Annotated in this window: 14 protein-coding genes and 1 tRNA gene; 7 read left to right on the plus strand and 8 right to left on the minus strand. The window is 69.7% G+C overall.

Annotated elements, in window-relative coordinates; genetic code table 11:
• Positions 1–155: 155 nt before the first annotated feature.
• Positions 156–2,627: a glycoside hydrolase family 3 protein gene (locus tag O2L01_RS12960; RefSeq protein WP_270122355.1), complete on the minus strand. Its 2,472-nt coding sequence runs from the start codon at positions 2,625–2,627 to the stop codon at positions 156–158.
• Positions 2,628–2,681: 54 nt separating this feature from the next.
• Positions 2,682–3,929 carry an MFS transporter gene (locus tag O2L01_RS12965; protein WP_270122356.1) on the minus strand — a complete coding sequence of 416 codons (1,248 nt, stop codon included), beginning with the start codon at positions 3,927–3,929 and terminating at the stop codon, positions 2,682–2,684.
• Positions 3,930–4,101: 172 nt separating this feature from the next.
• Here O2L01_RS12965 and O2L01_RS12970 point away from each other — a divergent pair, with 172 nt between their 5' ends.
• The 5 genes from O2L01_RS12970 to O2L01_RS12990 all read left to right on the plus strand — a co-directional run bounded on the left by O2L01_RS12970 (position 4,102) and on the right by O2L01_RS12990 (position 8,394).
• On the plus strand, positions 4,102–4,689 hold the full coding sequence (locus O2L01_RS12970; RefSeq protein WP_270122357.1) for a TetR/AcrR family transcriptional regulator: 588 nt from the start codon (positions 4,102–4,104) through the stop codon (positions 4,687–4,689).
• A gap of 11 nt (positions 4,690–4,700) precedes the next feature.
• The gene (locus O2L01_RS12975) at positions 4,701–5,588 is read left to right on the plus strand and encodes a putative RNA methyltransferase (protein WP_270122358.1); all 888 of its coding nucleotides are present in this window, start codon (positions 4,701–4,703) and stop codon (positions 5,586–5,588) included.
• Positions 5,589–5,722: 134 nt separating this feature from the next.
• Positions 5,723–6,583: a glutaminyl-peptide cyclotransferase gene (locus tag O2L01_RS12980; protein WP_270122359.1), complete on the plus strand. Its 861-nt coding sequence runs from the start codon at positions 5,723–5,725 to the stop codon at positions 6,581–6,583.
• 50 nt (positions 6,584–6,633) lie between these two features.
• The gene (locus O2L01_RS12985) at positions 6,634–7,143 is read left to right on the plus strand and encodes a GNAT family N-acetyltransferase (protein WP_270122360.1); all 510 of its coding nucleotides are present in this window, start codon (positions 6,634–6,636) and stop codon (positions 7,141–7,143) included.
• A gap of 87 nt (positions 7,144–7,230) precedes the next feature.
• Positions 7,231–8,394, plus strand: coding sequence for a hypothetical protein (locus O2L01_RS12990; RefSeq protein ID WP_270122361.1), 1,164 nt, complete (start codon positions 7,231–7,233; stop codon positions 8,392–8,394).
• Positions 8,395–8,429: 35 nt separating this feature from the next.
• Here the strand turns inward: O2L01_RS12990 and O2L01_RS12995 are convergent, their stop codons facing one another.
• Both O2L01_RS12995 and O2L01_RS13000 read right to left on the minus strand, forming a co-directional pair.
• Complete coding sequence (locus O2L01_RS12995; protein ID WP_270122362.1) at positions 8,430–9,359, minus strand: carbohydrate kinase family protein; 930 nt, start codon at positions 9,357–9,359, stop codon at positions 8,430–8,432.
• A gap of 158 nt (positions 9,360–9,517) precedes the next feature.
• Positions 9,518–10,624: a hypothetical protein gene (locus O2L01_RS13000; RefSeq protein ID WP_270122363.1), complete on the minus strand. Its 1,107-nt coding sequence runs from the start codon at positions 10,622–10,624 to the stop codon at positions 9,518–9,520.
• A gap of 409 nt (positions 10,625–11,033) precedes the next feature.
• On the opposite strand from O2L01_RS13000, the gene O2L01_RS13005 reads away from it, so the two are divergent.
• The gene (locus tag O2L01_RS13005) at positions 11,034–12,158 is read left to right on the plus strand and encodes an ABC transporter substrate-binding protein (RefSeq protein WP_270122364.1); all 1,125 of its coding nucleotides are present in this window, start codon (positions 11,034–11,036) and stop codon (positions 12,156–12,158) included.
• Positions 12,159–12,229: 71 nt separating this feature from the next.
• Here O2L01_RS13005 and O2L01_RS13010 read toward each other — a convergent pair whose 3' ends face one another.
• The 4 genes from O2L01_RS13010 to O2L01_RS13025 are packed head-to-tail and all read right to left on the minus strand — an operon-like array spanning position 12,230 to position 16,357.
• Positions 12,230–13,066: an ABC transporter ATP-binding protein gene (locus O2L01_RS13010; RefSeq protein WP_270122366.1), complete on the minus strand. Its 837-nt coding sequence runs from the start codon at positions 13,064–13,066 to the stop codon at positions 12,230–12,232.
• Between the two features lie 8 nt (positions 13,067–13,074).
• On the minus strand, positions 13,075–13,992 hold the full coding sequence (locus tag O2L01_RS13015; protein WP_270122367.1) for an ABC transporter ATP-binding protein: 918 nt from the start codon (positions 13,990–13,992) through the stop codon (positions 13,075–13,077).
• The gene (locus tag O2L01_RS13020; RefSeq protein WP_270122368.1) at positions 13,982–15,025 is read right to left on the minus strand and encodes a branched-chain amino acid ABC transporter permease; all 1,044 of its coding nucleotides are present in this window, start codon (positions 15,023–15,025) and stop codon (positions 13,982–13,984) included. The genes O2L01_RS13015 and O2L01_RS13020 overlap by 11 nt, the downstream gene beginning before the upstream one ends.
• Before the next feature lie 9 nt (positions 15,026–15,034).
• On the minus strand, positions 15,035–16,357 hold the full coding sequence (locus O2L01_RS13025) for a branched-chain amino acid ABC transporter permease (protein ID WP_270122369.1): 1,323 nt from the start codon (positions 16,355–16,357) through the stop codon (positions 15,035–15,037).
• A 404-nt stretch (positions 16,358–16,761) separates the two neighbouring features.
• Between O2L01_RS13025 and O2L01_RS13030 the strand changes: the two genes are divergently transcribed.
• A tRNA-Ile gene (locus O2L01_RS13030) sits at positions 16,762–16,835 on the plus strand.
• Positions 16,836–17,839 lie beyond the last annotated feature (1,004 nt).

Raw genomic sequence — 17,839 nt, forward strand, 5'->3', positions numbered from 1 at the left:
CGCGGGGACGCTCCCGGATTCTGAATCCCCGGAGCGCGTGGCGCGGCGGGCGGGACTTCGGTCCCGCCCGCCGCTCTTTTTCTAATGTTTGAGGCGTGCTCTCAGACCAAGGTCTCTTCTAGCGTTTGAGGCATGCTCTCAGACCAAGGTCGTTTCTAGTGCTTGACGTGGGCTCTCAGGCGCAGGTCGGCGACGCTGCGGCCCGCGGCGACGGTCCAGGCGCCCGGGACGGTGCGCCAGGCGTGGTCGGCCTCGCTCCAGTATTGGAACGAGCGTTCTTCGAGCGGGATCGCGACTTCGACGGTCTCGCCCGGGGCCGCTTCGATCGCGGCGAAGCCGGCGAGGCGGTGGGTCTCGATGCCGCCTTCGATGGCCAGGCCGGCCTCGGGGGCGAGGTAGACCTGGACGACTTCGCGGCCGGTGACCGCGCCGCTGTTGCGGACGCGGACCCGCACCGAATCGGGTTCGACGGCCAGGTCCTCGTACTCCCACTCGGTGTAGGAGAGGCCGTGCCCGAACCAGAACGCGGGCTGGTAGCCGTCGCGCTGCTCCCAGGCGCGGTAGCCGATGAAGATGCCCTCGTCGTAGCGGAGTTCGCCGTCGCGGGGGACGACCTGGACGACGGGCGCGTCCTCGAGGCGGCGCGGCCAGGTGGTGGTGAGCCGCCCGCCCGGTTCGGCGCCGAGGAGGACGTCGGCGAGGGCGTGGCCGCCCTCCTGGCCGGGGAACCAGGTCAGGAGGATCGCGGCGACGTCGTCGGCCCAGGGCATCTCGACGGGGGAGCCGGTGTTGACGACGACGACCGTGCGCGGGTTGGCCTCCGCGACGGCCGCGACGAGTTCGTCCTGGCGGCCCGGCAGGCGCAGGTCGGGCCGGTCGAAGCCCTCGGATTCGGTGAGGGCGGTCGTGGAGACCACGACGACGGCGACGTCGGCGGTGCGGGCGGCGTCCACGGCCTCGGCGATGAGCCGGTCCTCGTCGGGCCGGGGCGCGGTGTGCATGAGCCCGAACAGGACTGAGGGCGGGAAGCCGGGCGGGAAGGAGAACGGCGTGAACTCCAGGCGGACCGGGATCTGCTGCCCCGCTTCGAGATGGAGCGTCACGCGCTCGACGCCGGGGCCGAAGAACGCCTCGAACGGGTCGTCGCCGGTGTAGTCCTGGTCGGCGTCGAAGACCGTCTCGCCGCCGATGACGAGCTTGTGGTGGCCGAAGCCGCGCGTGCCGAAGACGTGGTCGCCCGTCTCGGCGACGGTGAAGACGCCGTCGAGGACGGCGTGCGAGAACTCGTCCTGCGGGAGGTCGCCCGGCAGGTAGCCCATCCATTTGACGTCGCCGTTCGCGAGCGGCTCGGCGGGCAGCTCGCTCCCGTCCTTGCGCACGGGCCGCACCTTGAGGTCGAAGCCCTTGGCGGCGGCCAGGATCTGCTCGAAGAGGTCGACGCCCTGCGCGTAGTGGACGCGGTCGCCGAGGGCCTTGAGGAGCCCGTCGAGCGGCGAGGCGACCTCGGTGGGGAAGACGGTGGCGGAGCCGCCGCCGAGGATGCGGGCCTCGGCCGCGGCCGGGCCGATGAGGGCGAGCCGGCCGATCGCGTCGCGTTCGAGCGGGAGGATCGGCCCGGAGTCGCCGTCGGGCGCGTCGTTCTGGGCGAGCACGAAGGAGCGTTGGGCGATCTCGCGCAGCAGCGCCTTGACGTCGGCGATCGCTTCGATACGGCCGTCGACTGCGGCGCGCACGCCTTCGAGGGCGCCGACGCGGGCGGCGAGGGTGAGCATGCGGCGCACTGCGGCGTCCACATGGGCCTCGCTGGTGCGGCCTTCGCGCACGGCGTCCGCGAGGGCCTTGCCGTACACGGTGAACGGCCCGGGCATGGCGAGGTCGAGGCCGGCCTCGACGCCTTCGACGGTGTGGCGGGCGGCGCCCCAGTCGGAGACGTTGAAGCCGTCGAACCCGAACTCGTCGCGCAGGACGGCCATGAGCTCCTTGTGGGCGGTCATGGTGTGGCCGTTGACGGAGTTGTAGGCGGTCATGACGCCCCAGGGGCGCACGGCGGCGGTGATCATCTCGAAGGGCCGCAAGTAGAGTTCGCGCAGCGTGCGCTCGCCGATGACGTTGTCGACGGTGAACCGGTCGGTCTCGGCGTCGTTGCCCACGTAGTGCTTCATGGTGGTGGCCACGCCGCATTCCTGCACGCCGGCCACGTACGCCTGGGCGATGCGCCCGGTCAGGTACGGGTCCTCGCTGAACGCCTCGAAGTGGCGCCCGCCGAGCGGGGAGCGGTGGAGGTTGATCGTGGGTGCGAGGAGCACGTCCACGTCCTTGCGGCGGGACTCGGCCGCGAGGAGGTTCCCGATGCGGCGCACCAGTTCCGGGTCCCACGAGGCGGCCTGCGCGGTCGGGCTCGGCAGGGCCAGGGACGGGTCGGCGACGGTCCAGAAGCGGCCGCGCACGCCGATCGGGCCGTCCGAGACGGTCATCGACCGCAGCCCCGCCTCGGGCACGGGGATCGTGCGCCACATGTCGCGTCCGGCGAGCAGGTCGGCCTTCGTGTCGAGGTCCATCTTCGCGAGGGCCGCTTCGACGGCCTCGGCGTACTCGGGCCGGTCGGCCGGGACGTTCCAGTCGCTCATGTCCCATCCTTCTTTCTGTGGTGTGTCATGTCGGTTCGTACCAGGAATCGGGGGTCACCGCACCCGCTTGACGCGGAGCACGCTCAACGCGCCGCCGACGGCCGCGCAGGCCGCGGCGGCGAACAGCAGGGAGTAGTCGCCCACGGCGAGCACCGCGGCGGCCGCGACGGGCAGGACCACCTGCGGGAGCCCGTTCGCGAGGTTCGCGATGCCGAGGTCCTTCGCGGGCTCCTCGGGGTCCGGCAGGGTCTGGAAGACGAGCACGGCGTCGACGGCGGCGAACAGGCCGCCCGAGACCGAGAGCACGAGCTGCGCGGCCACGATCATCGGCAGGTTCGGCGCGAACGCCAGCATGAGCAGGCCCGCCGCCGAGACGAGCCCGGAGGCGACGAACAGCGGCCGGCGGCGCCCGATCCGGTCCGAGAGCCAGCCGCCGCACAGGGCCACCGCGGTCTGCAGCGCGTAGCTGACGAGGAAGACCACGCCCACGACCCCGGCCGCCTCCGCGGCGGTCAGGTCGAGCCGCGCGGCGATGAAGTAGACCATGTAGATCATCGGCGTCGCCCCGCCGAAGACGAGCAGGAACTTCGCGAGCCAGATCCACCCGAAGTCGGGGTGGCGGCGCGGATCGAAGACGAACGTAGCGCCGATTGCCTTGAGCGAGAAGCGTTCTCGCGGCGCCTCCACCCGCGGGTCCCGGAACGCCAGCACGAATTGCGCGGCGAGGGCGATCGCGAGCGCGCACGGCACCATGAACATCAGCGCGGTGTGCTGCGTGATCGCGGCGAGCCCGGAGCCGGCGAGGATCCCGCCGGTGACGGCTGCGCCGAACGCGCCCGACACCCGGCCCTGGTCCTTGGCGGGCACCTGGTCCGGCACCGACGCCATCGTCCCGGCCAGCGCCGCGTTGAACCCCGCCTGAGCGAGCGCCCATCCCAGTACCAGCGCCCACACCTGGGGGACGAACGCGACGACGGCGATGCCCGCCGTGCCGACGGCGATGCCCCCGGCGATCCACGGCCTGCGGCGGCCGAAGCGCGAACGCGTGCGGTCGGAGAGCCGGCCCCAGATCGGGCCGCCGACCATGCCGACGGCGGCGCCGACGCTCATGGTCATCGCGAAGACGGCCTCGTAGTCGGGCCCGGCCACCGCTTCGACGCGGACGGCGAGCGTCACGATCGAGGGGGTCATCAGCGCGGTCCACAGCCCCCAGTTCGAGAGGGCGGCGCGCACGACGAAGCCGCGCGGCGCGGCCTGCGGTCCGGCGGGGCCCGGGGCGGGCGGGGTCTCGGCGAGCGCCATCAGGCCGCTCCTCTGCAGTGAGGGGGAGTCACGCTTGGAGTCTGCCACGACTACCGAGTGATCGGTAGGTTTGGTTATCGAATTGTGACACTCTATGCTTGAGCCCTTCGACCGCCCAGATGCGAGGAAGCGCCGATCCGGAGCGCCCGACCGCCCAGATTCGAGAAGCGACATGACGAGCACGCAGCACAGCACCCGCGGCCAGGCCCGCCGCGACGAGATCGTGCAGGCCGCGATCGAGGTCATCGCCGAACGCGGCTATCGCGGCGCGAGCCTCGCCGCCGTCGCCGAGAAGGTGGGCCTCACCCAGCAGGGCCTGCTCCACTACTTCCCGAGCAAGGAAGCGCTGCTCATCGGCGTGCTCACCCTCCGCGAACGCTGGGACTCCGGCGGCCGCGACATCATCGCCGAGCCGATGACCATCGCCGCCCACGAGGGCGTCGTCGAAGCGAACTCGCACCGCGAGGCGATCGTGCGCACCTTCTCGGCCCTCCTCGGCGAGTCCGTCACCGAAGACCACCCCGCCGCCGAGTTCTTCAAGCTCCGCTACCGCCGCGTCCGCGAGGCCTACACCGCGAGCCTGCGGCAGGAATGGGGTGACCGGCTCCCGTCCGGGCTCACCCCGGAGGAGGCCGCGCCGCTCCTCATCGCGATCATGGACGGTCTCCAGTTCCAGTGGCTCCACGAGCCCGAGTCGTTCGACATGCCCGCAGCGTTCCGGGCCTTCGTCCGGCTACTCGATCCGAAAGCGGCACCTTGACAAACGGCACAGTGACCTTGCCTGCCCTCGACGCCCTGGCGTGCCCGAACTGCGCGGAGCCGCTGGCCCAAGCCGACCGGCGCCTGTCCTGCCCCAACGGGCACTCGTTCGACCTCGCCAAGCAGGGCTACGCGCCGCTGCTCGCGCCCGGCTCGAACGCGACCACGGGCGACACGGCCGACCAGGTCGCCAACCGCGAGGACTTCCTCGACTCGGGCGTCTACGACCGGCTCATGGCCGCCGTCGCGGACGCCTCGCTCACCGACGCCCCCGGCGTGATCATCGAACCCGGTTGCGGCACAGGGCATTACCTCGCCGCCGCGCTGGCGGCGGACCCGTCCCGGGAGGGCATCGGGCTGGACACCTCGAAGTACGCGCTGCGCCGCTGCGCCAAGCGCGTGATCCCGGAGGTTTCAGAAGGAACGGTCGAACCGCGGCGAGACGCCGGAACTCAAGGACGCCTCGCCGCGGTGCTCGCCGACGCGTGGCAGCGACTGCCCATTCGCGACGGCTCCGCCGCCGCGGTCCTCAACGTCTTCGCCCCCCGCAACGCCGACGAGATCGCGCGCGTGCTCCACCCACGAGGAGCACTCGTGGTCCTCACCCCCCGGCAGGACCACCTGCGCGAACTCGTCGCCGCCTTGGACTTGCTGAGCGTCGACCCCGCGAAACCGCAGCGGACCGCCGACCAGCTCGGGACCCTCTTCGAGACCGAGCGGGCCGACGACATCTCTTATTCGATCGGCTTGGGACACAACGAGGTCCTGCGCCTGGTCGGGATGGGCCCGAGCGCCCGCCACCTCGACGCCGCCGCGCTCGCCGCGGCCGTGGCCGCGCTGCCCGAGCGCATCGACGTCACGGTGTCGGCGACGGTGGCCCGGTGGCGCAAGAAGGATTGACGGGACTCGATCTCCCGCGCCACCGGGAACCGGCCCCCGGCCGCGGACACGCGCCCTGGATCGAGCACTTGTCCTCGTTTGTCTTGACCAGTACGGTACGAACCATCACCTTGAACCGGCTGGAGATGAGATCAGTGTTCGATGAGAAACGCGCGACGCGGCGCGGCCTTGCCCTCGGCGCCGCCGGACTGCTCGCCCTCGCCGGCTGCGGCACCGGCGACGCGGCCGCAGAGGAAGGCGCCGAGGAGCAGGTGAGCGTGCCCGAAGACGCCAAAGTGGAGGAGCTGCAGGTCGAAGTCCTGGAGACCTTCGACCACGACGGCGGCTCGTTCACCCAGGGGCTCCAGCTCGCCGAGCACCCCGAGTACGGCACCGTCTTCTACGAGAGCGCCGGCATGTACGGCGAATCGGACGTGCGCATCGTCGACCCCGGCACCGGCGAAGTGCTCGCGTCCCAGGACCTCCCGGCCGAGCAGTTCGCCGAAGGCCTCACCCTCACCGACTCCGACCTGTGGCAGATCACCTGGCAGGAGCACGTGGCCCACCGCCGAGACCCGGTCACCCTCGACATCGTCGAGAGCGTCGAGTACGAGGGCGAAGGCTGGGGCATCTGCTATGACGGCGAACGGCTCGTGATGAGCGACGGATCGCCCACCTTGCGATTCCGCGACCCGGTCACCTTCGAGGAGACCGGCTCCGTCGACGTCACGCTCGAAGGCGAACCGGTCTACCAGATCAACGAGCTCGAGTGCGGCAGCGCAGCAGAAGGGACCGGCGGCCAGGTCTGGGCCAACCTCTGGCAGACCGACCAGATCGTCCGCATCGACCCCGCCACCGGCGAAGTGGGCGCGGTCGTCGACGCCACCGGCCTCCTCCCCGCCGAGGACGCGGCCGGCGCCGACGTCCTCAACGGCATCGCCGCCGGCGAAGAGGAAGGTACCTTCTATCTCACGGGCAAGTACTGGCCGAAGCTGTTCCTGGTGAAGTTCGTCTGACCCGATTCTCGATTGCGGCCCGGGCCGAGAGCATGGCAGCATCCCATGCCATGACACCCGTGCTGCACACCGACCGCCTCGTCCTCGCCCCCTACGTCCCCGAGGACGAGGAGGACTTCGTCGCGCTCTTCCAGGACACCCGCGTCTCGCAGTGGATGGGCGACGGGCCCGACACCGAGGAGAACGACCGGGCGCTCTTCTGGCGGGTCTTCACGAAGGTCTACGACAAGGGCGCCTTCGACGTGTGGGGCGTGCGCGAGAACGGCGTGTTCGTCGGCCACGCCGAGATCAAGCCGACCGAGGTGTCCGGCGGCCACGAGCTCATCTACGCGCTCGCCCACGACGCGTGGGGCCGCGGCCTCGGCACCGAACTGGCCCAAGGGATCATCGACTACGGCTTCACGGCCCTCGGCCTCACCGAGGTGCACGCCACCGTCGCCGACCAGAACACCGCCTCCCTCGCCGTCATGAAGAAGCTCGGCTTCGAGCACGTGCGCGACAAGCCCGAGGACGACGGCTCCGTCACGAAGGTCCTCACCCTGAAGCGCCCGAGCGCGTAGGGAACCGGCGACCGGCCGTCCTGAGTGAACGGATGGTCGCGAATATCGGGAATTGCGCGACCGGTGCGGGTAGGCCATGATGAGGTCATGGCCATCACACCCCTGGACCGATTGCTGGAGTACAAGATGCACCTCTTGACCGACTCCCGGCAGCCCCGCGCCTACGCCACCTGGTGGCAGGACCTGACCACGGCGGCCTTCTCCGCGTGGTTCTTCGGCGGCCTCATCCTCGACGTCAACGCCCACGCCCGCGGCTGGGCCGAGACGTTCTTCACCTGGTGGCACCTGGCCTTCTACACCGGCTTCTTCGCCACCGCCGCCTGGATCGCCTGGATCTTCGTGCGCGCCCACCGCGCGGAGGGCCGCACCGGCATGTCCGCCGTCCCGCACGGCTACGGCCCCGCCGTAGTCGGCGTGCCCCTCTTCCTCGTCTCCGGCATCGCCGACATGATCTGGCACGAGGTGCTCGGCGTCGAGGCGAACCTCGCGATCCTCTTCAGCCCTTCGCATCTCGCGCTCGCCGCCGGCGGCGTCCTCATCGTCGCCGCGCCGCTCCTCTCGGCCTGGCGCCGCGCCGTGCTCGGCGCCGAACCCGAGCCGATCCCCGTCGAAGCGCGCATGGCCGCGCCCGCGCTCTCCTTGGGCTACATCACGACCGCGCTCGTGCTCTTCCTCGCCTACCTCGTGCCGCACACCAACCCGCCGCAAGCCGTCGCGGCGGCCCTCAAGGGCCCCAACGTCTTCGAGGGCTTCCCGGTCGCGGGCATCATGTTCACCACGGTGCTCGTCCTCGCGCTGGCGGTCCTCATGACCGGGCGCTTCCGGCTGCCGCTGGGGTTCTTCACGGTCGCGTTCGCATACCCGGCGATCATGGTCGGCGCCTACACGGGCTTCGAGTACGGCGGGTACGTCTGGATCTTCCTGCTCTCCGGCGCCTGGCTCGACTTCCTGATCTGGCTGGTGCGGCCCGAACTGCGCCGCCGCCGCGACCTGCTCGTCCTCGCCGGGGCCTGGGCGATCCCGGTGTGGGGGGCGTTCCTCATCGCCACCGGCGCGGACACCGGCGTGTGGCCCGCCGCCGAGATCGGGCTCGGCGCGCCGGTCGTCGCGGCCGTGGTCGGCGGCCTGTTCATGCTCGTGGTCCAGCCCGAGCGGCGCGACTACGTGCCGCCGGTCCCGGTCGAGCCCTCGCCCTTCGACGACGTGATCGCCCGCGCGAAGGCCATGACCGCGAACAAGCCGCAGGAGTAGCGAACGGCCCCGGCGGTATGCCGGGGCCGATGTCGTCACTTCAGGGCCGCAAGGCTTTCGGTCATCAGCGCCTCGGAGATGAGCGAGGTGCTCGTGCCCTTCGTGCGGCACGCGTAGGCGCCCGCGACGCGGCCCGCGTCGATCGCGGCCGCGAGGTCGCCGCCCTTCGCGCGCGCCCACAGCAGCCCCGACACGAACGCGTCGCCCGCGCCGTTCGAGTCCACCGGCGCCCAGTCCGCCCATGCCGGGATCGTCCCGCCCAGCTCGGCGACGGGGTCGATCGCGGCGTACCGCTCGAGCGAGCCGCCCCGCTCCATGACGTACCCGCCGCGCTCGCCGTCGGTCGCGATCACGACCGAGGCGCGGCCGTTGTCGAGGATCCAGCGCATGGCCTTCTCCGGCGTGCCGCCGAGCTTCGTGGCCGAGAGGGTCACGAGGTCGGCGCGCTGCGCGAAGGCCTTCTGGTGCTCGGCCTCGCCGTCCCAGGCGTGCAGGTCGGTCGAGACGGTCACGCCGTCGGGGATCGCGGTCAGCACGCTGCGGGTGTGGTTCGGGATCGAGACGTGGACGTGCTTCGCCTCGGCCACGTGCGGGCCGAAGAACTCGGCGGGCATGCGCAGCTCGGGGTCGTGGCGGTAGTCGTAGAAGGAGTACCGGCGGCCTTCGGCGTCCACGAGGTTCACCGACCGCGAGGTCCCGTCGGGGGAGATGAGGTGGTGGAAGTCGAGGCCGTGCTCCTCGTAGTGGCGCAGGACCAGCCGTCCCTGCTCGTCGTCGCCGATGAAGTCGATGAAGCGGGTGGTGAGGCCCAGGTGGAGGCAGCCGAGCGCGACTCCGTTGCCCGTGTGCGCCACGTAGTCGTAGATCGGTTCCACGCCGAGGGAGTCGCCGTCGCCGATCGCGATCTCGGGGACGCGGACGATGGTGTCGACGCCGACGCCGCCGACGACCAGGATGTCGAGCATATGAATGCTTCCTTTGCAAGAATTTGCAGAAAAGTCTGGAATATGTTGCAGGAGTTCACCCTAGGCTCCGGCCGTGCATCGGTCAAGCCCCTTCCCGCCCATGGTGCCGCAGGCACCGCGAAGCGGCGACCCGGAGGCCGCCGCCGAACGCGTGTCATCTAGCGGGCCGTCTTCACCACGCCCCGACGGATCGCGTACGCGAGCGTCGCCGCCCCGAGCGCCGGACCCCAGACGTAGAACGGGAACGCCCACACCAGCTCGAGCGCGTCCTGCCGGATGCCCAACGCCACCATCGGCACCGCCATGAACGTGAACAGCGCGGCCATGATCGCGCCCGGCACGATCGCGACCATCGGCGGCACCGGACGGCCCTTGAGCGGCAGCATCCAGAACGGCCACCGCTCGCCCCACGGCTGCGTCAGGCCCAGGCACAGCACCCCGCCGCCGAGCGCCGCGAACCCGAGCAGCAGGCCCCAGATCCGCGTCTCGAGCGGGAAGTCCTCGCCGATCGGGCCGCCCGCGTAGGCCCACGGGGTCAGCCACGTCATCCGCATCAGGCCGTACGGCAGGGCGCTGGCGAACGCGGCCCAGCTCGCGACCCGGCCCCACCGCACGGCGTGTTCCGGCGCGAGCCAAGCGGCCTGAGGTTCGCCGTCGCGGCGCATGAGGAGGAGCTGGAGGGTCAGCGCGGCCCAGATCGCCCCGCCCGCCACGGTCCAGACCTGCGTGAAGAGATAGCCGCTGAGCCCGGCCATGGTGCCGCCCAGGAGCTTCGCGAACTCTGCCACCGCGCCGTAGTCCACGACCCCCGTGACCCCCAAGCCGATGAGGACCGCCGCGATCGCCGCGGCCGTGATGAGGCGGGCGGCCGTGCCGCGGGCCAGCAGGACCGGGACGACGACGACCGCGATCGGGATCGCGAAGGCGCACAGGTAACCCGCGACCGAGATCGGCGTGACCGTGCTGAGGAGCATCCCGAAGACCACGGCGTAGAGCGCGGTGAGCGGCCACAGCCCCTTTCTGGCCCTGGCGATGAGGAGGCCGAGCAGCCCGGCGGCGACGAGCGCGGCCGGCGCGATCCAGTCCGGCAGCGCCGCGGGCAGCGGGATCGTGGGTTCGAAGAGGTCGTTCGAGTACGGGCCGCTCGCGGGATCGAGCAGCTGCCACAACCCGATCGGCAGAGCGAGGAGCGACCAGAGGAAGGCGGCGATCACGGTCATCCGTGTCAGGCGGGCGGGCCGACGGAGCGGCGTTTGCGTTGTCATGCCTACAGATTCGCGATTTCCCGGGCCCGTTCCCTCCCGCGCGCGGGCGAACCGCCTCCCTCTGCAGGGGGAACTGCGCGGGGGAGCGGGAGGCCCAGGCGCCACTGGGCCGCAACATGGTCGACCTGCGATTGCAATACCCGATCGAGAAGGTCACGGACTCATCACAAACAGGATCGGGTGTGGTCACGACCTCTGCCATCACCCCTGTCACTGCCATAGTGTGTAACTCGGATCACGCAAACCTCCACATCTTTGCTGCGTGTCCTCTCGAACGAAACTAGGAGCAACCATGTCTCGCTTTCCCCGAGCACTGCTGGCAGTCGCCACAGCGGGTATCACAGCACTCTCGCTCACAGCATGCGGCGAGGGTTCCGATTCCGACAGCGCTGACTGCGAAAGCGACGGCTTGAAGATCGGCACGATCCTGCCGCAGACCGGCTCGCTCGCGTTCCTCGGCCCGCCCGAGTTCGCCGGCGTCGACCTGGCGATCCAGGAGATCAACGAGGCCGGCGGCGTACTCGGCTGCGATGCCACCGCCATCCACCAGGACTCCGGCGACACCACCACCGACATCGCCAGCCAGTCCGCCGACGCGCTCATCAACCAGGGCGTCCACACCGTCATCGGCGCCGCCTCCTCCAGCGTGTCGCTCAGCTTCATCGACAAGCTCTACCAGGAGGGGATCGTCCAGATCTCCCCGGCGAACACCTCGCCCGAGTTCACCACCTACGCCAACGGCGACTACTACTTCCGCACCGCGCCCTCGGACGTCCTCCAGGGCCGCGTCCTCGCGGACACGCTCATCGGCGACGGCCACGAGAAGATCGCCATCCTCGCCCTCCAGGACTCCTACGGCACCGGCCTCGCCGACGCCGTCGAGGAGAACTTCACCGAGTTCGGCGGCGAGGTCGTCGAGAAGATCGTCTACGACCCGGCCGCCACCGAGTTCTCCGCCGAGGCCGGCCGCGTCGCCGACTCCGGCGCTGACGCGGTCGTGCTCATCACCTTCAACGAGATCGTGAACCTCGCCCCGGCCCTCGCCGAGGAAGGCATGAGCGCCCAGGACCTCGGCTGGTACTTCGTCGACGGCAACCTCTCCAACTACGGCGACCAGTTCCCCGCCGGCTTCCTCGAGGGCGCCAAGGGCACCTACCCCGGCGCCGACACCGCCGGCATCCAGGAACGCCTCCTCGAGGTCGACCCTGAACTCCACGACTTCACGTACGGCCCCGAGTCCTACGACGCCACCGTCCTCGCGGCCCTCGCCGCGATCCAGGGCGGCGAGGTCGACTCCGAGGTCATCAAGGACAACCTCATCGACGTCAGCCGCGAGGGCACCAAGTGCAACGGCTTCACCGAATGCGCGAAGCTCCTCGAAGACGGCGAGGACATCGACTACGAGGGCTACTCCGGCCCCATCGAGTTCTCCGCTGAAGGCGACGTCACCGCCGCCACCATCGGCATCTTCCAGTACCAGGCCGACAACACCTTCGTGAACCTCGAGTACCGCTTCGGCGACCTCGAGGAGTAGCAAGCACCGCAACACGAACGGCGATGCCCCTCGGGACCACAGGACCCGAGGGGCATCGCCTTATCCGTGTTCTAGCGAGCCTTCCCAAGCGTGCCCAGGTACAGCTCGACCACCTTCGGATCGTCAATCAGACTCGCACCAGGACCCGTATAGGCACTGCGGCCCTGGTCCAGCACGTAGCCCCGGTCGCAGATCTGGAGGCACCGCCGAGCGTTCTGCTCGACCATCACCACCGTGACACCGGTCTGGTTGATCTGCTTGGTGTTGAAGAAGACCTCGTCCTGCATCGCCGGCGAGAGCCCCGCCGACGGCTCGTCCAGCAGCAGCACCGACGGCTCCATCATGAGCGCCCGGCCCATGGCCACCATCTGCCGCTCCCCGCCCGAGAGCGAACCGGCACGCTGCGCGCGCCGCTCGCCCAAGATCGGGAAGAGGTCCGTCACGAACTCGAACCGCTTCTTGAACGCCTTCGGCCGCAAGAAGACCCCCATCTCGAGGTTCTCCTCGACCGTCAGCGCCGCGAACACGTTGTTCGTCTGCGGCACGAAGCCCACGCCCAGCGGCACCAACTGGTGCGCCTTCCTGTTCGTGATCTCCTTGCCCCGCAAGGTCACCTTACCCGAGGTGATCCCCACGAGCCCGAACATCGCCTTCAGGAGCGTCGACTTCCCGGCCCCGTTCGGGCCGATGATGCCCACCAGCTCGCCCTCGTTCGCGTACAGGTCGGTCCCGTTGAGGATCGACACGCCCGGCAGGTACCCGGCGACCACCTCGTCGGCACGCAGCAGCGCCTCCTGCGAGGCCGCCAGGTGCCCCTCGCGGGAGCACACCTCCGTGTCCGACTCCGGCGTCGCCTCCAGCGGCACGCCCGTCGGGCCGATGCCGGCCTCAGTCTCGTTGTCGCTCATGTCGTCTCCTAACGCTGAGCCGCGTCGTGGTGGGCGCCCAGATACGCGTCGATGACCCGCCGGTCCGCCGAGATCTGGTCCGGCGTGCCCTCGGTGATCAACTGACCGGCCGCCATCACCGCCACCCAGTCCGCGATCTCGTGCACCATGTCCATGTCGTGCTCCACGAACAGGACCGTCATCCCGTCCTCGCGCAGGTCCTTGATGTGCTCCAGCAGCGACTGCTTCAGCGCCGGGTTCACCCCCGCCATCGGCTCGTCGAGCATCACCATCTTCGGGTTCAGCATGAGCGCGCGGGCCATCTCGAGCAGCTTGCGCTGGCCGCCGGAGAGCTCCCCGGCGTAGTCCTCGCGCTTGTCGACGAGTTTGAACCGCTCAAGCAGCTCCATGGCCTTCTGCCGGTTCGCGGCCTCCTGCGCCTTCCACAAGGGAGGGATGAGGCCGGCCCAGAAGCGTTCGCCGAGCTGGTCGGCCGCGCCGATGAGCATGTTGTCCATGACGGTCATGCGGGTGAGCGCCTTCGTCAGCTGGAACGTGCGGACCATGCCCGCCCGCGCCACCTGGTAGGAGCGCATCCGGTCGGCGCGGCGGCCGTCGAAGACCCATTCGCCCCGGCTCGGCCGGTCGAAACCGGTGAGCAGGTTGAAGAACGTGGTCTTGCCGGCGCCGTTCGGCCCGATGAGCGCGGTGATGGTGCCCCGCTGGACCTCCAGGTGCGCCACGTCCACGGCGACGAGGCCGCCGAAGGCCCGCCGCACGCCCTCCGCCTTGAGGATCGGATCCTGTTTCGGCGCACCGGGTTCCGGCGACACGTCCGCGAGGGACGCGCGCGCCGCGGTGATGCCCGCCCGGTCGGCGGGCGCCACCGGCTGCTCGCTCTCCGGCTCCGGCTGCGCCGCTTCGGGCGTCGAGGCTTCATCGGACATCGAGCATCAGCTCCCTTCGGTTGCCGAGGATGCCCTGCGGCCGGAAGATCAGCAGCAGGACCATGCCGAGGCCCAGCAGGAAGAACACGAGCGGCCCCACCTGGGTCTGGTTGATCACGTCGGCCGAGATCACGCCCGAGTTGATCGCCTGGCTCAGGCCCTGCGCGAAGATGTTGTACAGGAACCAGAACAGGGCCGCCCCGAGCACGGGCCCGAAGATCCGGGCCGCGCCGCCGAGGATGAGGACCACGTAGAAGTAGAACGTGAAGTCCGTCGAGAACGCGTCCGGCTGCACGTTCGCGCGGCTCAGCGCGAACACGAAACCGGCCACCGCGCCGATGAGACCGCCGATGACCAGCGCCTGCATCTTGTACGCGAAAACGTTCTTGCCCAGGCTCCGCACCGCTTCCTCGTCCTCGCGGATGCCCTTGAGGACGCGGCCCCACGGGCTGTGCACGAGCAGGCCGAGCACGACCAGGAACACCGCGATGAGGCCCCAGCCGACGGTCATGACCCACAGGTCGCGGCCGGAGTACTGGAGGTTGAACAGTCCGAACTCGACGACCAGGCGGCCGCTGTCCATGGACACGAAGCCGAGCTGGAAGTTCCCGTTCTCCGGGTACGGGTTCAGCGCGAAGAACGGGTCCGAGAAGCCGCGCATGCCGTCGGAACCGCCGGTGTGCTCCGACCAGACCGTGGCCCGGAAGAGCCGCCGCACGATCTCAGCTGCGGCGATCGTGACGATCGCGAGGTAGTCGGCGCGCAGCCGCAGTGTCGGGATACCCATGAGCAGGGCCAGCACGACCGCGGCGCACAGGCCGATGACGATGCCCCACCAGAACGGGAGCCCGAAGGCCACCACCGAGAGCGCGAGGCCGTACGCCCCGACCGCGGCGAACGCGGCCTGGCCGAAGTTGAGCAGGCCCGTGTAGCCGAACTGGAGGTTGAGGCCGATGGCGCCGAGCGCGTACACGATCATCGTGGGCCCGATGGCCTGCGTGAGCGCCTGGCTGAAGACGAAGTGCCAATCCATTTCGCTCTCCTAGCCGATTCGCTCGCGGCGGCCCAGGATGCCCTGCGGCCGGGTGAGCATGATGATGATGAGGACGGCCAGCGCGCCGACGTACTTCAGCTCCGGGGCGATCACGAGGGTCGAGAGCTGCACGAAGACGCCGATGAGCATCGCGCCCAGGAACGCGCCGAACGCGGTGCCGAGCCCGCCGAGGACGACCGCGGCGAACACCATGAGGAGCAGGTGCTGGCCCATGTCGAACTTGACGCCGTCGCTGATCGACAGGAACACGCCGGACATGGCCGCGAGCCCGCCGCCGATCGTCCAGACCAGGCGCACGACCTGGTTCACGTCGATGCCGGTGGAGGCCGCGAGCGACGGGTTGTCCGCTACCGCCCTGGTGGCCTTGCCGAGTCGCGTGTAGACGAGGGCGAGGCCGACGGCGATGCAGACGACGAGCGCGATCGAGCCGGTGACGACCTCCTTGGGGGTGATCACGAGCCAGCCGAAGTCCCAGGGCTTCTGGCCGACGTACTCGTCGTAGCGGCGGCGCTCGCCGCCGACGAAGAAGAGCGTCGCGAAGCGGATGAGCAGGGCCACGCCGATCGAGATGATCATCATCGAGACCAGGCCGGTGCCGCGCTTGCGCAGCCGCGACCACAGGCCCCAGTCCTGGAACCAGCCGAAGGCGGCGCCGAGGAGGACGGCGGCGATCGCCGCGATCCATACGGGCACACCGAAGGTGATGTTGAACAGGAGCGCCATGACGCCGCCGAAGGTGACGAGGTCGCCGTGGGCGAAGTTGGTGAGGCCGGTGGTGCCGAAGACCATCGAGAGGCCTACGGCCGCCAGGGCGATCATGAGTCCGAAGTGAAGGCCGGAGACGAGGAGGCTGACGGCGCGGGTGGCGCCGGCCTCGTCCTCGATCTCGCCGAGGTTCTCGCCGTTCTCGGCCGCGTCGGAATCGTCGCTGGACTCGTCGCCCTCGGGCTCGCCGGAGGCGTCACCGCCGGATGAGGGTTCGTCCCCGCCGGGGTCTGCGCCGCCGGCGACCTGTGTGTCGAGCGGGAACAGGACGGTTCGGTCGGAGCTGATCGTGACTTCGAGCTGCGGTTTGCCGTTGCGCACCACCAGGCCGTCGGGGAGGGTGGACTCGTCGAGGGTGACGACGTAGTCCCCGCCTGCGTCGAGCGGGACGGACCAGGTGCCGTCCTCGCCGCTCTGGACGGTGGCGACCTCGGTGCCGGCGGCGTCGGTCACGGTGATCGAGACCCCGGCCACCGGTTCGTCTTGCTGGTTCTCCAGCGTGCCGTGGACGCCGAAGGCGTCTTGGGCGGTGGCGCTGCTGTTCACCCCCAACCCCAGCAACAGGCCGGCGAACGCAGCCGACAGCAACAACACTGCACGTCTCAATGGGCCCCCTCGGGAGGTTTGGGCGTCGGAACCCGTGTGTCGTGGATTGTTCGAGAAACACGAAACGACGGGAGTGAGTCGGATCTTATGGAGAGCTGGGTAACAACTGCAGGTGTCGTTATCAAACCGTTGCCATTGTGGCCCAGATGTTACCGGCGGGCATCCTCGTTGCGACCGGTTGTTCCCTAGTCCCGTTGCGGTCGCATTCGAGACCGATGAAATCCCCGAAACGATCCCGCTACCCCGGCCCGGCCCTCACCCGACCTCTGCCCAGCGCCGGCATTGCTCCGTCATCCCCTCCGGACACCACGCGGCCACGCGGTGTGAGAGGATATTGCCCGCTCGGGGCAGTAGCTCAGCTGGTTAGAGCAGGGGACTCATAATCCCTGGGTCGCGGGTTCAAGTCCTGCCTGCCCTACGAGGAGAAGGCCCCGCCGCTCGCGGGGCCTTCCTCACTTCCGAGCGATCCGCAGGTCGGGCTCTTCTTCTTTCCCCCAGTACCGAACTCGGCCCGATCGGGCCCAGCTTCAAGCGGACGGCGACAACGGGTGGCAGCGAGGCTAGGTCGCTTTGCAGCTCCCGGACTGCTTGACTTCCGGCTCAACCTGGCAGCGATAACAAGGCCTCAGACAGCCCTGGCCGGTCCTCGGCCGCCTGTCTAATCGGGTGCACCAACGAGGCGGCAGCGGGGCCCTGCCCGGTCTCCGGCTGCTCGATCCGATCGCCTCGAGGTTCAACCTGGCAGCGACAACAAGGCCTCATAAGATCCTTGCCTCTCTCCGGCCACCCGGTCCGATCCGGTCCGCGTTCAGTCTGGCAGCGACAACGAGGCCTCAGGCGGTCCCCGGACGGACTCCGGCTGCTCGGTTCGGTCGTCTCGAGGTTCAACCTGGCAGCGACAACAAGGCGGGGGCGGGGCTTTGGCCGGTCTCCGGCTTCCCGGTGTGTGTGGTTCGGGGTTCGGGCGGGCAGCGACCGGAAGGTGTTGGCAGGGGTCGGTTGCTCGCCTTGGGCATGCCGAGGGGCCCGATCCCTCTCGAGGATCAGGCTGCGCTGCATGGTGTTGCCGTGCGGCGCTTCCCCCCAGCAGTCGCCTGCTGGGGCAGCCTAAGACCGGTATCGGGGAGGGCGGGCTCGGTGCCCTGAACTTCTCTCGGCATCTTGCCTTGGCGGCCCGCATGGCTTGCAATGCCCGGTCGCGGTCGATGGCCTCAGCCATCCCATCCAGGTCGGGCTTCATGGCTTCGGACCATTCCGAGCGGTAGAGCCCGGTGGGGAACACATCCCATTCGGTCCCTTGGTGTTCCGTGTCCATGTCGTGGTCGGTGCGCCAGTCCGAGCACCCGCAGCCGTGGCTGTCGTTGCCGCCTGGGCCTTCATGACCGTCATGGTGGGTGATGATCGCCCTGCCCGGTCCGGTCT

This window comes from Glycomyces lechevalierae (genome assembly GCF_027622945.1).
In the GTDB taxonomy this organism is placed as follows: domain Bacteria; phylum Actinomycetota; class Actinomycetes; order Mycobacteriales; family Micromonosporaceae; genus Glycomyces; species Glycomyces rutgersensis.

Excerpts from the sequence above, each read along its gene's own strand:
- O2L01_RS12960 (WP_270122355.1), bottom strand. The coding sequence starts at position 2,627 with ATGAGCGACTGGAACGTCCCGGCCGACCGGCCCGAGTACGCCGAGGCC.
- O2L01_RS12965 (WP_270122356.1), bottom strand. The coding sequence starts at position 3,929 with ATGGCGCTCGCCGAGACCCCGCCCGCCCCGGGCCCCGCCGGACCGCAG.
- O2L01_RS12970 (WP_270122357.1), top strand. The coding sequence starts at position 4,102 with ATGACGAGCACGCAGCACAGCACCCGCGGCCAGGCCCGCCGCGACGAG.
- O2L01_RS12985 (WP_270122360.1), top strand. The coding sequence starts at position 6,634 with ATGACACCCGTGCTGCACACCGACCGCCTCGTCCTCGCCCCCTACGTC.
- O2L01_RS12990 (WP_270122361.1), top strand. The coding sequence starts at position 7,231 with ATGGCCATCACACCCCTGGACCGATTGCTGGAGTACAAGATGCACCTC.
- O2L01_RS12995 (WP_270122362.1), bottom strand. The coding sequence starts at position 9,359 with ATGCTCGACATCCTGGTCGTCGGCGGCGTCGGCGTCGACACCATCGTC.
- O2L01_RS13000 (WP_270122363.1), bottom strand. The coding sequence starts at position 10,624 with ATGACAACGCAAACGCCGCTCCGTCGGCCCGCCCGCCTGACACGGATG.
- O2L01_RS13010 (WP_270122366.1), bottom strand. The coding sequence starts at position 13,066 with ATGAGCGACAACGAGACTGAGGCCGGCATCGGCCCGACGGGCGTGCCG.
- O2L01_RS13015 (WP_270122367.1), bottom strand. The coding sequence starts at position 13,992 with ATGTCCGATGAAGCCTCGACGCCCGAAGCGGCGCAGCCGGAGCCGGAG.
- O2L01_RS13020 (WP_270122368.1), bottom strand. The coding sequence starts at position 15,025 with ATGGATTGGCACTTCGTCTTCAGCCAGGCGCTCACGCAGGCCATCGGG.